General features: G+C 71.9%; 11 protein-coding genes. 3 read left to right on the top strand and 8 right to left on the bottom strand.

The genetic code is table 11. The features are described from left to right. Positions 1 to 14 precede the first annotated feature (14 nt). A complete protein-coding gene (locus COO58_RS15985; protein WP_255292641.1) occupies positions 15 to 3,359 on the bottom strand; it encodes an RHS repeat-associated core domain-containing protein in 3,345 nt (1,114 codons plus the stop codon). A gap of 522 nt (positions 3,360 to 3,881) precedes the next feature. Between COO58_RS15985 and COO58_RS15980 the strand changes: the two genes are divergently transcribed. Continuing rightward, a complete protein-coding gene (locus COO58_RS15980) occupies positions 3,882 to 4,640 on the top strand; it encodes a peptidylprolyl isomerase (RefSeq protein ID WP_091578725.1) in 759 nt (252 codons plus the stop codon). Positions 4,641 to 4,702: 62 nt separating this feature from the next. Continuing rightward, on the top strand, positions 4,703 to 5,680 hold the full coding sequence (locus COO58_RS15975; RefSeq protein WP_098745540.1) for a DUF2804 domain-containing protein: 978 nt from the start codon (positions 4,703 to 4,705) through the stop codon (positions 5,678 to 5,680). 49 nt (positions 5,681 to 5,729) lie between these two features. Here COO58_RS15975 and COO58_RS15970 read toward each other — a convergent pair whose 3' ends face one another. The 5 genes from COO58_RS15970 to COO58_RS15950 all read right to left on the bottom strand — a co-directional run bounded on the left by COO58_RS15970 (position 5,730) and on the right by COO58_RS15950 (position 12,853). Further along, on the bottom strand, positions 5,730 to 7,103 hold the full coding sequence (locus COO58_RS15970) for a glycosyl hydrolase family 18 protein (protein WP_098745539.1): 1,374 nt from the start codon (positions 7,101 to 7,103) through the stop codon (positions 5,730 to 5,732). Between the two features lie 102 nt (positions 7,104 to 7,205). After that, on the bottom strand, positions 7,206 to 8,882 hold the full coding sequence (locus COO58_RS15965; RefSeq protein ID WP_098745537.1) for a discoidin domain-containing protein: 1,677 nt from the start codon (positions 8,880 to 8,882) through the stop codon (positions 7,206 to 7,208). Between the two features lie 144 nt (positions 8,883 to 9,026). Next, on the bottom strand, positions 9,027 to 11,288 hold the full coding sequence (locus COO58_RS15960) for a catalase (protein ID WP_091578716.1): 2,262 nt from the start codon (positions 11,286 to 11,288) through the stop codon (positions 9,027 to 9,029). Positions 11,289 to 11,333: 45 nt separating this feature from the next. Further along, complete coding sequence (locus COO58_RS15955; RefSeq protein ID WP_098745536.1) at positions 11,334 to 12,023, bottom strand: 4'-phosphopantetheinyl transferase; 690 nt, start codon at positions 12,021 to 12,023, stop codon at positions 11,334 to 11,336. Then, complete coding sequence (locus COO58_RS15950; protein ID WP_091578711.1) at positions 12,020 to 12,853, bottom strand: metallophosphoesterase; 834 nt, start codon at positions 12,851 to 12,853, stop codon at positions 12,020 to 12,022. The genes COO58_RS15955 and COO58_RS15950 overlap by 4 nt, the downstream gene beginning before the upstream one ends. Positions 12,854 to 13,010: 157 nt before the next feature. On the opposite strand from COO58_RS15950, the gene COO58_RS15945 reads away from it, so the two are divergent. Continuing rightward, positions 13,011 to 13,766, top strand: a complete 756-nt coding sequence (locus COO58_RS15945; protein WP_091578708.1) for a hypothetical protein — start codon at positions 13,011 to 13,013, stop codon at positions 13,764 to 13,766. Positions 13,767 to 13,775: 9 nt separating this feature from the next. On the opposite strand, the gene pip is transcribed toward COO58_RS15945, so the two are convergent. Continuing rightward, positions 13,776 to 14,732: a prolyl aminopeptidase gene (gene pip, locus COO58_RS15940; protein WP_098745534.1), complete on the bottom strand. Its 957-nt coding sequence runs from the start codon at positions 14,730 to 14,732 to the stop codon at positions 13,776 to 13,778. Between the two features lie 42 nt (positions 14,733 to 14,774). After that, on the bottom strand, positions 14,775 to 15,149 hold the full coding sequence (locus tag COO58_RS15935; RefSeq protein ID WP_098745533.1) for a hypothetical protein: 375 nt from the start codon (positions 15,147 to 15,149) through the stop codon (positions 14,775 to 14,777). Positions 15,150 to 15,159: the final 10 nt, after the last annotated feature.

Here is a 15,159-nt window from a genome sequence, read left to right as displayed (position 1 = left end):
CGGGTCAGGTCAGGTCAGAAGGCCACGGTTCCCTGGAATCCGGCCGAACAACCCGTGCCACCGCTGCTGACGCCGCCGTTGTAGTCCGACTCGCCCTCCCAGTCCACCTCGGCGCCGGCGCTGATCGCGCCCAGCGCGCACTGACCGTAGACACCGCCACCGTCCTCCACGTTGCCGCTGCCCTTCTGGTAGGACACGGAGGCGCCGGCGCCGGTGCCGATGGACCCGGTGATGCCCTGGTTGCCTTCGTCGTCCCACTCGTAGGCGAGGCCGGCGCACAGGACGTAGCAGATCTCGAATCCGAAGCTCTCGGAGTCCTGGCCGGTCGGGTCGATGTTGCCGATCGGGTTGTCGGCGGCGTAGGCGTAGCGGTTGCCGTTGGCCGGGTTGCCGATGAAGCTGAGGTTGTCCTGCTGGGTGAACCGCCCGTGGTCCGGGTTGTACCAGCGCTGGCCGAACTTGGTGTACTTCGTCGCCGGGTCGTAGATGCCGCCGGCGTAGCGCAGGATGTTCGTCTGCCCGAGGTAGTACTCGTCGGAGCTGGTGACCACGCCGTACGGGTCGTAGCGGTAGGTGGCCACCGTGGTGCCGTCGGAGCTGACCACGGCGATCGGGGAGCCCTGCCCGTCGAGGACGTAGGCGTAGTCGCGGTTGTTGATGCGCAGGCCGAGCAGAGAACCGATGCCGTCGCGCTCGACGTAGACCGTCCCGGAGCCGTTGCGGTAGGACTGGAGGGCGGGCACGCCGTACTGGTCCTGCCGGCCGAACACCATCGCCGTGCCGTTGCCGGAGGTCAGCTCCACCTGGTCGGCGCCGGCGTAGGTGTAGCTGCCGCTCCCGGCGGTGGTCATCTGCTTCAGCCCGTTGTATCCCAGGGTGGTGACCGCGGGCGCGCTGCTCTTGGTCTGGCTGCCCCGGCCGTCGTAGGTGTTGTTGGTCGTGGTGATCTGGTTGGCCGAGTTGAACGTCAGCGACTGGGTGGTGCTGGCGTCGACCTTGACCGTGGTGCGGTTGCCGTTGGTGTCGTAGGCGTACTCGTAGGTCTTGCCGCCCACGTTGGTGGCCTTGGTCAGCCGGTTGCCCTTGTCGTAGCTGAACTGGGAGACCGTGCCGGTCGACTCGTCCTTCTGCCACTGGCGCAGGCCGGTGTCGTCGGTCTTGGCGGTCGAGCAGCCCTGGCCGGCCACGTACTTGGCGTAGCAGTAGGTGATGTCCGAGACGGTGGCCGGGCTGCTGGAGAAGCGCTTCGTGGTGACCCGCAGCGGCCGGTCCGACTTGTCGTACGTGGTGGTGGTCTTCATCGCCCAGACGCTGTTGGTGTTGTCCGTGGCGAAGTACGTCGTGGTCCGGTTGCCGTTGTTGTCGTAGAGGAAGTTGTAGCGGGTGCCCCCGGCGGTGTCCATCCGGACCAGCAGGTTCCGGGTGTTGTAGTAGTACTGCGTGGTGCCCCGGCCGTCGGTCAGCTTGACCAGGTTGCCGACGGCGTCCGGCGTGTAGGACAGCGTCTCGGTGCCGGCGGTACGTTCGCGGAGCCGGTTCAGCGTGTCGTAGAGGTACGTGGTGACCCCGCTGGCGTCGGTTCGCTTGATCAGGTTCCCGGAGCCGCCGTACTCGTAGACGACATCACCGGCGGCCGCGCAGCCGGAGTGCGAGATCTTCGTGACCCGGTCGTCCAGGCTGTACTCGTAGGTGGTGACGCAGCCGTCGCTGACGGTCTTGAGCCGGCCGAAGTTGTCGTAGCTGAACGTCTTCGCGACCAGGCCGTTGCCGGTCGGCGGCGTGAGCTTGATGACCTGCTTGTTGGCGTCGTAGCCGTAGGTGGTGGCGTTGGTGCCGTTGCCGGGGTCGGTGGACGACTTCACCGTGCCGTCGGTGTTGTAGTCGACCTTCGCGTCAGCGGCCAGGGCGTCCTTGGTGGAGGTCCGGTTCCCGACGCCGTTGTAGGTGTAGGTGGAGCTGTTGGCCTGCGTGTCGATCGATGAGCTGGGCTGGAAGTTGGCGGTGGGATTGGTCTGGCTGGCCACGCCGGTGTACGCCGCCGACGCGCTCGCGCCGGTGGGTGAGTCCGACTTGGTCAGCGACTCGCCGCCGTTGGCCCCGTAGGTGTTGGTGACGGTGCCGCCCTCCGGCGAGACGGTGCCCGCCACGTCGCCGAACGGTGTGTACGAGGTGCTGCGCTCGTTGCCCGCGGCGTCGGTGACCTTGGTGACCTTCTTGTCGCTGTTCAGGTCGTAGGTGCTGTGCGGCACCGCCGCGACCGACTGGCCGAGGTCCTGCCGCGCGTCCGCGACGAGCGTCTGCGAGGACGTCGGGTACGCGAACCGGGTGGTGGAGCCGGTCATCGTCGGCACGTTGGTGACCTGGGTGACCGAGGTGACCCGGTGTTGGCCGTCGTAGGTGAACGTGTGGAACGAGTTGTCCATCGCGGTGATCTTGACCAGGTCGCCGGCGCTGTTGTAGTCGAACAACGTCTTGCGCCAGGTGGCGGACTGGATGGTGGTGAGCCGGTTCGACGAGTCGTACTGGTACGACACCTCCCGCCAGGCGCCGTCGTCGGCGGTCTGCCGGTACTTGGTGATCTGGTTGCCGGTGTAGGTCGGGACCGCCGAGCGCACCGACCCGTTGCCCCGGTCCGAGGTGACCTTGCTGAGTTTGCCGCTGGCGTAGGTGTAGGTGGTGGCGTTGTCGCTGCGGTCCAGCGTCTTCGTCAGCAGGCCGGCGGAGTCGAAGTAGAGCCGCTTGCCGCCGTGCTCGGTCAGCTTCCAGCCGGTGCCGTCCTTGGCCAGGACGGCCTTGAACTCCACCGGGGTCTTGTAGCCGGACCCGAGCACGGTGAACTTCCCGACCACCCCGTCGGCGGCGGCGTAGGTCACCGACCCGTCGTCGGCCTTGACCAGCCGGACGTCCATCCCGGCCCGGGTACGCCAGCCGGGGCCGTGCGCGCCCTGGGGAAGGTCGGTGCCGAGCAGCAGGCTGTTGAACGCCGCGCCGATGGTGACGTTGGCCGCCACGCCGGGCAGGGTGAGTTCGGTGCTGGTGATCAGCAGGTTGCCCGACCCGACGTTGACCTTCGCCTGGATCCGGTCGCTGATCGAGAAGGGGATCTGGGTCGCGTTGCGGGCCGGTCCGGTGCCCTTCGGCACGGTGGGGGCGACCCCCTGTGCGACGACGGTCCGGCCGGCCGTGCGGTGCGGGGTGTCGAACAGCTTCACCGTGCCACCCGTACGCGGTGACACCACCGGGGTGAGGCCTCCGGACGCTGCGGGGGCGGCGCTCGCGGGGGTGGCGGGTGCCACCAGCCAAGCCGATGCCAGGGCGGTGACCACCGCCGTCGTCGACATGGCGCGACGTTTCTGCATGTATTCTCCTCGACGCAATCCGGCGGTCGCCGGGTGGGCACGGTGAAGAGCTGTTCCACCGAACGGCGAAACAGCAGGTAATTGCGCTGAAATGGGCGCGCATAATTGCGCGCACATTTCAGCGGCGGTGTGGTGTGGAGGTGCGTCAGCCGCGCAGGCGCAGCTGTGGCGGCCTTCTGGCCAGGCGACAAGCGCCTGGCGGAGAGGGGTGTGACGCGGTCGTGACGGCCGGCGTCGCCCGGCTGTGGTGCCGGGGCGGTCCGGTCGTGCGAGTTGACTCCGTCGTCCGGCTGGCGATTATCCCCGTTCTTTTCGCGCCGGTACTTGATGGATGTCAATTAACCTAGTGAGGTGATCGGATTGCTGTCAATGCCGATCACATTTGGTTGTCATCTATGCGGCGGATACGGGCACAAGGGCCGGCGCCCTCACGGAGCGTGAAACCCCCGCCACCGTCGACATCGGGCCACCGGATCCATAGACTCCGATCTTTCTGGTGCCACGAGTCCAGGGAGGACCCACGTGTCGAGCGAAACCCGACCGCACGTCGCCGTACCGCTGCTGGCCCGCCTCGCCGGGGTGGCGGTGACCGCCGCCGCGCTGGTCGCCGCCGGAGGTGTCGCCGCCGTCGCGGCCCCGGCTGCCGATCCCGCGCCGACCAAGGGGCCGTGCGCGTACACGCCGACGCCGGACGAGCCGGCCGCCCGGCCGGTGCCGCTGCCGCCCGACCCGCGGCGCACGCCGGACCGGGGGACGGTACGGGTGACCCTGCGCACCAACCAGGGCCCGATCGGGCTGACCCTGGACCGCGAGCAGGCCCCCTGCACGGTGCAGAGCTTCCTGCACCTGACCCGGCACAGGTTCTACGACCGGACGCCCTGCCACCGGCTCACCGCGTACCCGACGTTGAAGGTGTTGCAGTGCGGTGACCCGTCGGGAACCGGCGAGGGTGGCCCGGGCTACCGGTACCGCGACGAGCTGCCCACCGACCTGCCGCCGGCGCCGACCGACCCGACCGGGGTCCGCCGGCTCTACGCCCGCGGCACGCTGGCCATGGCGAACGCCGGCCCGGACACCAACGGCAGCCAGTTCTTCCTGGTCCAGTCCGACTCGGCGCTGCGCCCCAACTACACCGTCTTCGGCCAGATCGACGCGGCCGGGCTGGCCACGCTGGACCGGATCGCGGCCGGTGGCATCGCGGCCACCCCGGAGGACCCGGCACCGGTCGACGGCGCGCCCGCCCTGCCGGTGGAGATCTGCCGGGCCAAGCGGGGCCGCTGACCGCCGGCGGCCCGGCGGAACGGCCGACGCCGATCCGCCGGGCCGCCCGGTAGCCTGCGGCGATGACGCACGAGCGGGAGATCACCGAGCCGGTCGACCTGTGCCGGCCGGACGGCCGGCTGAACCCGGCGGCGGTCGGCTGGAGCCGGCGCCCCCTGCACCGGTCCCACCTGCGCGGCTGGGGTCGGGCCAAGCGGTGGGAGCACTGGGGCGTGGTCACTCCGACACACGTCCTCGGTCTGGTCGCGTCCTCGCTGGACTACGCCGGTGTGCAGAGCCTCTACCTGCTCGACCGGCGCACCCGCCGGGAGACCGTCGCCGAGGCGGTCGTGCCGTTCGCCCGGGGTACGGAGTTCCCAGCGGTCAGCGGCGCGGGCCTGGTCCGGGCCCGCGGTGGCGGGCTGACCATCGACATCGACCAGGGGGTCGACGGCAGCACCGTGCGGGCCACGGCGCCCGGCGTCGAGGTCGACCTGGTGGTGCCGCTGCCGCCGGGGCACGAGTCGCTCGGCGTGGTGGTGCCGTGGAGCACCCGCCGGTTCCAGTACACGGTCAAGGACGTCGGCCGCCCGGTGCGGGGCTCGATCCGCATCGACGGCACGGACCACCCGGTCGGCGCCGACTCGTTCGCGGTGCTCGACCACGGGCGCGGCAAGTGGCCGTACGCGGTGCGCTGGAACTGGGCGGCCGGCTGCGGCCCGGGTCGCGCGATCCAGCTCGGCGGGAAGTGGACCGACGGCACCGGTTCGACCGAGAACGCGGTCTTCGTCGACGGCCGGCTGCACAAGATCGGCGCCGATCTCACCTGGCGCTACGACCGGTCCGACTGGCTGCGGCCGTGGCGGATCACCGGCGACCGGGTGGACGTCACGTTCCACCCGTTCCACGAGCGGGTGGCGCGCACCAACCTGCTCGTGCTGGCCGGGGAGACGCACCAGTGCTTCGGGCACTTCACCGGCTGGGCGGCCACCGACGACGGCGAGCGCGTCGACCTCGACGGCCTGACCGGCTGGGCCGAGGAGGCGCGCAACCGCTGGTGACGGGCGTCCCCGCCGCACCGGCGCGGTGCGGAGGGGACGTGTCGGGCGGTCAGGCCGGCAGCCGCCAGACCTGGTTGGCGCCGCCGAAGCAGTCCCAGATCTGCAGCCGGGTGCCGTCGGCGGAGCTGTTGCCGGTGGCGTCCAGGCACCGGTTGGACACCGGGTTGCGCAGCGTGCCGTTGCTCTGCGCCTGCCAGACCTGGGCGGCGGTGCCGTTGCAGTCCCAGAGCTGGATCTTCGTGCCGTTCGCGGTGCCGGCGCTGGTCACGTCGAGGCACTTGCCCAGCGCCCGCAGCGTGCCGTCGCCGGCCACGGTCCAGTTCTGCGCGGCGGTGCCGTTGCAGCCGTAGAGCTGGATCGCGGTGCCGTTGGCGGTGCCCGCGGCGGCGACGTCGACGCACTTGCCGGCGATGCCGGTGATCGGCCCGGTGCGCCCGGACTCCGGTGGCGTGCCGCCGCCGGTGGCCGTGTCGTAGATCGCGCCGACCAGCGAGGTCGAGCCGGTGGTGTCCTGCGACAGCTCCCAGTTCATCATGCCGCCGGCGTTCGCCATGGCCCACTGCGTCTTGCGCCTGACGGTCGGTACGCCGTTGTAGCACTGCTGCGCGCCACCGGCGGTGGTGCAGTCCCGGTTGGCGTTGGCCGGGTCCATCCCGACCAGTGCGGCGTAGGTGTAGTAGCCGGGCCGGCTGTAGAACGGCACGCCGAGCACCGCCTTGGCCGCCGGCAGGCCGCGTGCCTTCCACCCGTTGACCGCGGCGATCGACCAGTCGTAGTTGGCGTGCGGGCTGCCGCCGTCGTACGCCATGATGTTGAGCCAGTCGACCGAGCCGAAGACGGCGGTCGGGACGCCGGTGACGTAGTAGCCCTCGGCGACCACCGCGGCGGTGAGCAGCTTGCCCCGGCTGTGCAGGGCGCTGCCGAGCTGTTGCATCAGCAGCGTGTAGTTGTTGGCCGACGTTCCCGGGTCGGGATACTCCCAGTCGATGTCGACGCCGTCGAGGTTGTACTGGTTGACGAAGGCGACCACGTTGTTCACGAACGCGCCGCGGGCGCCGGAGGTGGCGGCGAGCGCCTCGAACGCGGAGTCGTCGCCGTCGTTCCAGCCGCCGATCGCGATGGAGACCTTCACGTTGTTGGCGTGCCCGAGCGAGACCAGCGAGGAGAGCTTGCTCGGGTTCTCCACCGCGCGCAGGCTGCCGTCGCCGTTGGGCAGCACGAAGGCGTAGTTGACGTGGGTGAGCTTGCCGTACTGGACGGTGTTGACGCTGCCGCTCCACGACGGCAGGTAGCCGACACTCTTGAAGTTGTTCGGCAGCACGACCGCCTCGGCGGCGGACGGGGCGAGGGCGAGGGTGGCGACGGTGGTGGCCAGCGAGAGCGCACCGGCGACGAGGCGGCGCCGGAGGTGGGGTCTGGGCATCGAGGGGCCTTCCCGGGGGACGGGGGTGGACAGGGGTCTTCCTCGAGGTGGACCAAATATTAAAGAGTATTAACTAAGCCGTCAACGATGTCCGTCGATGAACTACACGGCGTACGCGGACAGGTGCGCGAGCTGCCCTGCCGGCCAGCCGGTGTTGGCGGTGAACCGCACCCGCAGGTGGCGGACGGAGGTGGCGGAGAACGTCACCGTCGCCTCGTTGCCGGTCGCCGGGTCGAAGCGGACGCCGGTCGGCCCGGTGAGCGTGGCGAAGTCGGTGCCGTCGACGCTGCCCTGCACGGACAGCGTCTGGGTCCGGCTCTCCCACCCGGGCGGCAGCGCGAGCACCAGGCGGGTGACCGGGTGGCTCGCGCCCAGGTCGACCTGCCACCACTGGGGAAATGCGCCGTTCGCCGACTCCCAGTAGCTGCCCCGGTCGCCGTCGACGACGTTGCCGGCGCCGTACGGGCCGTTCTGCTGGCTGCTCGCGGTCGCCGGCCGGCCGGCCGCCAGGTCGCCGGCGGGTGGCTGCCCACCCCCGACCACCGGCGGGGTGGGGCGCGTCGCGGTGAGCGCCAACTGTCCCTTGAGCATCCGGCCACCGTCGGCGGTGATCCGCAGATAGTAGTCGGCCGAGCAGGCGGTGCCGTCCTCGTCGAGGGCCCGGATCCCCACACCCGCCGGGGTGGTCGCGCCGGTCTCGCTCGTCTTGGCGATCTGGTTGCCCTCGTTGAACTCGTCGAACATCGACACGTAGAGACCCTGGGCGCCCAGCCGCACCATGTTGTACAGGTGTCGCCAGTAGAAGTCGCCGTGCCGCCGGTGCCCGGCGGACAGGTCGCCGGGCATCACGCAGGGCTGGTAGTCGATGCCGTGGGCGGCGCAGTCGGCCAGGTCGGGGACGTTGACGTTGTCGTGGAACCAGTCCAGCCCGTCGAGCGTGCCGGTGCGCCCGACCATCCACGGCGACAGCATGTCGAACGCGCGGTAGACGTCGCCGAAGCCGGGCCGGGAGTCGTTGATCCCCTGCCGCCAGTAGGTGGGCACCCCGCCGATCACGTAGCAGCCCTGCGCCCTGAGCCACCGCACCACGTCCAGGCAGGCGGCGGGGGCGAAGGGGCGGCCGTCGTCGGCGAAGCCGAATCCCCACACGCAGACGACCGGCCGGCCGTTCTGCCGGGCGTACGCCGGTGACGCGGTGTGCGCCGACATCCGGGTGGCCCAGTCCTCCTTGAGCTGCGACTGCATGGCCGTCCAGCCGGTGACGTCGTACATGACGTAGAACGTGCGGCCGAAGCGTTCGGCCGCCGACCGGACCTTCGCCGCCATGGCGTCGCGGGTCGGCCCCTCGTCGCCGAACGGGTTGAACCGTTGCAGCGCGGCGGTGTCGCAGCCGTGCTCCCGCATCCAGCGGAAGTGGGTGTCCACGGTCTGCTGGTCGTAGGAGGAGAAGAGCGTGGCCGGTCGGCCGTCACCGCGGTTGGGGTACGCGGTGGCGTAGCCGCGGTCGTACTCGCGCATGTCCGGCCAGGAGACGATGGTCGTGTTGGCCGGTGAGGGGGACTGGAACCGGTCCCGACTCCAGTGCCACCAACCGCCGATCGGGGCGCCGTCACCCGGACAGGTGAACCAGCCCTGGTAGCCGACGGTGACCTTCCCGACCACGTCGCCCGGCGGGCTGGCGGCGGCGGCCGGAGCGGGGGAGAGCGCGAGGTCGGGGAGTGCGGCGAGCGCGGATCCGGCGAGCGCGGACCGGATCAGGGTGCGGCGGGAGGGCGCCATGGGACCGTTCCTTCGGAAGAGGGAAAGAAATCGACGGTCATCATGGCAGTGAGCGATGTCATGCTGCAATACTGAGACAGGTCAATGAAAGAAACGGCGAGGGGCGGCCCGCCCGTGGCGGACCGCCCCTCGTCGCTGCGTCGGTCAGGCGACCGAGGCCGGGAACCGCTCCCAGACCCGGTGTGCCGCCATCAGCCCCTGCACGGCGGTGAGCACCTCCGCGCCGGAGCCCTCGGTGACCACGCCGGGCGAACCGGCCACGCCGGCCTGCCGCAGCGCCTCCGCGCCGGCGCCCCACGCGCCGATCGCCTTGGCGTGCCGCCACGCCTCCTCGACCAGCAGCAGCACCCGCGGGTCGACGGTGGATGAACCCGTCGCGCCGGCCTTGGCGTCGCGGGCCGGCAGCGCGTCCGGCGCCGGCGCCGGGGCGCCGGCCAGCAGGACCGCGTCGAACTCGACCGAGCGGGCGGTGGCGAACGTGCGCTGCACCGGCAGCCCGCCGACCGTGCCGCCGTGCGCGGCGATCAGCAGCGGCACCATGCCGGCGGCGAACACCGCACGCTGGACCTCGGCGACGTCGTCCAGGTCGCCGTCGGCGTCGACCACGATGCCGACCATCCGACCGTCGGCCGGCCACTCCCGGCCGACCTGGGACAGCGCCGGGCTGGGCTGCACCTCCGCCAGCGGCACGGTGGGCTGCGGCGCGGGCAGGCCCAGACCGGTGGCGACCTGCTCGCACAGCACCGGGTCGATGTTGGCCAGGCTCTGCAGCTGCCGCTCCTTGATCGCCTGGTGGTAGCACTTGCCCAGCTCGAACGTGTACGCCCGGACGATGTGCTCCTTCTCCACCGGCGACATGCTCGCCCAGAAGAGCCGGACCTGGCTGTAGTGGTCGTCGAAGGACGCCGGCGCGGCCCGGACCTTGGGCGCCTCGGCCACGGTCACCGGGACGTCCACGAACGCGTGCTCGCGGTCGCCGGCCGGGAACGGGTTGCCGCCGTCGAGCGAGTTCGGCCGGTACGGCGCCACCCCGGCGTGCACCGCCTGCTGGTGGAAACCGTCGCGGAGCATGTCGTTGACGTCGGCGTGCGGCCGGTTGATCGGGATCTGGGTGAAGTTCGGCCCGCCCAGCCGGGTCAGCTGCGTGTCCAGGTACGAGAAGAGCCGGCCCTGCAACAGCGGGTCGTTGGTGACGTCGATGCCGGGCGGCAGGTGGCCCACGTGGAACGCCACCTGCTCGGTCTCGGCGAAGAAGTTGCGCGGGGTCCGGTTGAGCGTGAGCCGGCCGATCGGCTGCACCGGCGCCAGCTCCTCCGGCACGATCTTCGTCGGGTCGAGCAGGTCGATCCCGGCGAACGTCTCCTCCGGGGTGTCCGGGAAGACCTGGATGCCCAGCTCCCACTCCGGGTACGCGCCGGCCTCGATGGCGTCGTAGAGGTCGCGGCGGTGGAAGTCCGGGTCGATCCCGTTGATCAGCTGCGCCTCCTCCCACTCCAGCGAGTGCACGCCGAGCTTCGGCTTCCAGTGGAACTTGACCAGCACCGTCGCGCCGGCTTCGTTCACCAGGCGGAAGGTGTGCACGCCGAAGCCCTCCATGGTCCGGTAGGACCGCGGGATGCCCCGGTCGGACATGTTCCAGATGGTGTGGTGCTGCGCCTCGGTGTGCAGCGAGACGAAGTCCCAGAACGTGTCGTGCGCGCTCTGCGCCTGCGGGATCTCCCGGTCCGGGTGCGGCTTGCCGGCGTGGATGATGTCCGGAAACTTGATCGCGTCCTGGATGAAGAAGACCGGCATGTTGTTGCCGACCAGGTCGAACGTGCCCTCGTCGGTGTAGAACTTGGTGGCGAAGCCCCGGGTGTCGCGCACCGTGTCGGCCGACCCGCGCGAGCCCAGCACGGTGGAGAAGCGGACGAAGACCGGCGTCTCCCGGCCCTTCTTCAGGAACCCGGCGCGGGTGACCTCCTCGGCGGCGCCGTTGGCGACGAACACGCCGTGCGCGCCGGCGCCCCGGGCGTGCACCACCCGCTCCGGGATCCGCTCGTGGTCGAAGTGCATGATCTTTTCGCGCAGGTGGTGGTCCTGCAACAGCACCGGACCGCGGGGGCCGGCCTTCAGCGAGTGGTCGGTGTCGCGCAGTCGCGCGCCGTTGGCGGTGGTGAGATACGCCCCCTGCTGCCCCTTGGCGATCTTCGGGACGCCGGTCTCGGCGCCGGTCGGGGTGCGGGTGTCCGGTGCGCCCTGCTCGTCCTTGGGCGGCAGCGGGCCGTGCGGCGCGGTGGGCTCGTCGAGCGACGGCGGCGCGCTGCCCGGCGCGCCCGGCACGTCCGGGGTCAGCGCGTCGCCGACCTTCTCGACGGCGGCTTCGACGACACCCTTGACGACCTGGGCGGGCTTGCTGGAATCCATCAGGACCTGTCCTCCCTGCGGCGAAATGACCAGGTCCTCAGGCCCCTACCCCGGGTCGGGCCGGGCAAACAAGGACGAACCGGCGGACACCGCGACGGCGGTCACCACCAGTCCGCGCGCGACCAGCCAGCGACCGTGGAGCACGCGCAGCGGCGGCCCCCCGTCGGCCCGGGCGCCGTCGACCAGCACCCGGGCGACGAACCGGCCGGCCGGATCGATGGTCAGCTCCGCGTCCTCGAAGCCGAGCCAGCGCCCGGTCAACGGGTACCACGCCTTGTAGACCGACTCCTTGGCGCTGAACAGCAGCCGGTCCCAGTGCACCGTCGGGTGGGCGGCCCGCAGTCCGCCCAGGTGCTCCGGCTCGCCGGCGGCGGTGACCGCGCCCGCGACCCCGTCGGGCAGCGGCTCGTGCGGTTCGGCGTCGATGCCCAACCCGGCGAGCGAGGTGCCCGCGGCCACCGCCGCGGCCCGGTAGCCGGCGCAGTGGGTGATGCTGCCCACCACCCCGGCCGGCCAGATCGGCTCCCGTCGCGGGCCGGGGCGGATCGGCGCCGGCGCGTACCCGAGCTCGGCCAGCGCGTCCCGCGCGCAGCGCCGGGCGGTGACGAACTCCCGGCGGCGGCCGTCCACCGCGCGGGCGACCAGGTCCTCCTCGCCGGGGTACGGCGGCTCGCCGGGCACGTCGGCGTACGCCTCGACCGCGACGGTGCCCGCCGGCAGCAGCGCCTCGATCACGTGTCGTCGCCGAGGACGCGTCGCATCGGCCGGGGCTCGCCGCCCCGCCGCCCCCACTCGCGCGGGTAGCCCAGCGACACCTCCTCGAAGCGCACCCCGTCGTACCGGGTGGTGCGCGGGATGTGCAGGTGCCCGTAGACCGCGACGGCCGCCCGGTGCCGCACGTGCCAGTCGGCGGTGCGGTCGGTGCCGCACCACTGGGCGAACTCCGGATACCAGAGCACCTCGGTGGGCTGGCGGACCAGCGGCCAGTGGCTGACCAGCACCGTCGGCAGCGTCGGGTCGGTGGCGGCCAGCCGCCGCTCGGTCACCGCCAGCCGGGCCCGGCACCAGGACTCCCGGTCCGGGTACGGGTCGGGGTGCAGCAGCATCTCGTCGGTGCACACCACGCCGGCGGCGTAGGCGGCGGCCAGCGAGTCCTCCTTCGTGGCGGTGCCGGGGGCGCGGAAGGAGTAGTCGTAGAGCACGAACAGCGGCGCCACGGTGACCGGCCCGCCGACGCCCCGGAACACCGGGAAGTCGTCCTCCGGGGTGAGCACGCCGAGGTCGCGGCACATCCCGACGAGCGCCTCGTAGCGCGCCACCCCGCGCAGCGTCACCGGGTCGGTGGGGTGGGTCCACAGCTCGTGGTTGCCGGGCGCCCAGATGACCGTGGCGAACCGGTCGCGCAGCAGCCGCAGCGTCCGCTCGACGTCGGCGAACACCTCGCCGACGTCACCGGCGACGATCAGCCAGTCGTCCGCCGTCTCCGGCCGCAGGCCGTCCACCACGGCCCGGTTCTCCGCGTACGACACGTGGAGGTCACTGACCGCGTAGAGCGCACCCGTCACCCGGTCGATCTTGCCAGCGGCGCCGCCCGATGACCAGGCTCCGGGTGGCACGGTGTCGGGGGTCCGACGCACAATGGGCGGCATCGGTGTCGCGACCCCGGCGGCGTGCAGGGCCGAGCGGGATGAAACGTCGACTCTTCACGGAAGGGGCGACGGCATGCACCCGATGCTGCGTCGGCTCGACGACCTCGCCACCCACCTCGCCACCCGGCCGGACGCCGTGGCGCTGCTCGGCCTCGGCTCGGCCGGGGTGGACCACGACCGGCTCGACGACCACTCCGACCTCGACTTCTTCCTGGTCGTCGCGGACGGTGCGGTGGCCCGCTACGCCGAGGACACCGACTGGCTGAGCGCGCCCTGCCCGGTGGCGTACAGCTTCGCCAACGAGCGCAACGGCCGCAAGGCGCGCTACGCCGACGGCATCTTCGTCGAGTACGCGATCTTCACCGTGGCCGAGCTGGCCCGGCTCCCGTTCACCGGGGCGCGGGTGGTCTGGCAGCGCCCCGACGCGCCGCCCGGCCTCGCCGCCGCCGGCGCGCCGGCCGGCGCGCCCACCCCGTACGACACGGTCGAGTTCCACCTCAACGAGGCGCTCACCAACCTGTACGTCGGCCTGCACCGCGAACTGCGCGGCGAGCGGCTCACCGCGGCGCGGTTCATCCAGACGTACGCGGTGGACCGGGCGTTGGCCCTGCTGCGCCTCACCGCGCCGGCCGCGCATCGGCGGGACCCGTTCGACCCGAGCCGCCGGGTCGAGCAGGCGTACCCGCCGGAGGTGCTGCCCCTGGCCGAACTGGTGCCCGGCTACCGGCACAACCGCGCCGCCGCCCGGGCGATGCTCCACTGGCTGGAGTCCCGCTTCCCGGTCGATCCGGCCATCGGCGAGCCGATCCGCGACCTGCTGGCCCGATGACGTGCCGGCTCAGCCGACGAGGTCGGCGACCCGGTCGGTGGCGCGCAGCAGCTCCCGGGCGATGCCCGGCTCCGCCGCCGAGTGCCCGGCGTCCGGCACGATCCGCAGCTCCGCCTCCGGCCACCGCCGGGCCAGGTCGTACGCGGACACCGGCGGGCAGCACAGGTCGTACCGGCCGTTGACGATCACGGCGGGCAGGTGGCGGATCCGGTCCACCCCGTCGAGCAGTTGCCCCTCGGCGAGGAAGCCGCCGTGCAACGCGTAGTGGGACAGGATCCGGGCGATCGGCAGCGCCTGCCCGTCGGCGGTGAGGTGGGCGAGCAGCTCCGGGTCGGGCCGCAGCGACGAGTTGACCGCCTCCCACCGCCCCCAGGCCCGGGCGGAGGCCCGGGCCTGCGCCTGGTCCGGGCCGTGCAGCCGCCGGTGGTAGGCGGCCAGCACGTCGTCCCGCTCGGTCGGCGGGATCGGGGCGACGAACCGGTCCCACTCCTCGGGTTGCAGGTGGCGCAGGCCGCCCTGGTAGAACCACTCCCGCTCGCTACGGCGCAGCAGCAGCACGCCGCGCAGCACCAGACCGGTCACCCGCTCCGGGTGGGTCTGTGCGTAGGCCAGCCCGAGCGTGGCCCCCCACGACCCACCGAAGACCATCCAGGAGGCGATCCCGAGGTGCCGCCGGATCGTCTCCAGGTCGGCCACCAAGTGCCAGGTGGTGTTGGCCGCGAGCCCGCCGAACGGGGTGCTGCGACCCGCGCCGCGCTGGTCGAACAGGACCGCCCGGTAGCGCGCCGGGTCGAAGAACCGCCGGGCCGCCGGCACCAGGCCGCCGCCCGGCCCGCCGTGCAGGAAGGCCACCGGTACGCCGTCCGGCCGCCCCACCTCCTCCACGTGCAGGACGTGGCCGTCACCGGCCGGCAGGCGGTGGGTGGCGTAGGGCTCGACGGGCGGGTGCAGGCCGACTCCGGTCATGCCCGCTGATTCTGCCCGCCCGGCCCGCGCCGCACGGACCGGTCAGCAGGCGACGTTGCCGCCGAGGTTGTCGAGCAGGGCATCGGCGACCCAGCCGGAGACGCCGGTGGTGGTGTCCCGCAGATAGGTCCAGGTGTAGGTGGTGTGACCGTTCGCGCTGACCCGGTCGCCGCTGGCGAAGCAGTGGAAGTCGACGCTGTGGCTCAGCTGGCCGTAGCCGAGGGAGCCGCAGGTGGTGTGCGGGCCGGTGCGGATGTTGACGTTGGTGGCGTTGAAGAGCTGGCCGAACTTCGGGTCGACGTTGGAGTGCGAGTGACTGCAACTCGCGCTGGCCGGTGCGGCGGCGCCGACCACCGCGACACCCGCCGCGGCGACGGTCAGGACGACGGCCGCGCCGATCGAGGATGCTTTTCGCATGTCCACCAAC

Origin of the sequence: Micromonospora sp. WMMA1996 (assembly GCF_002573675.1) — a bacterium.
Taxonomy (GTDB): Bacteria; Actinomycetota; Actinomycetes; order Mycobacteriales; family Micromonosporaceae; genus Micromonospora; species Micromonospora sediminicola.
Note: the sequence above shows the minus strand (reverse complement) of the source record. Positions and strands in the feature narration are given on the sequence as shown.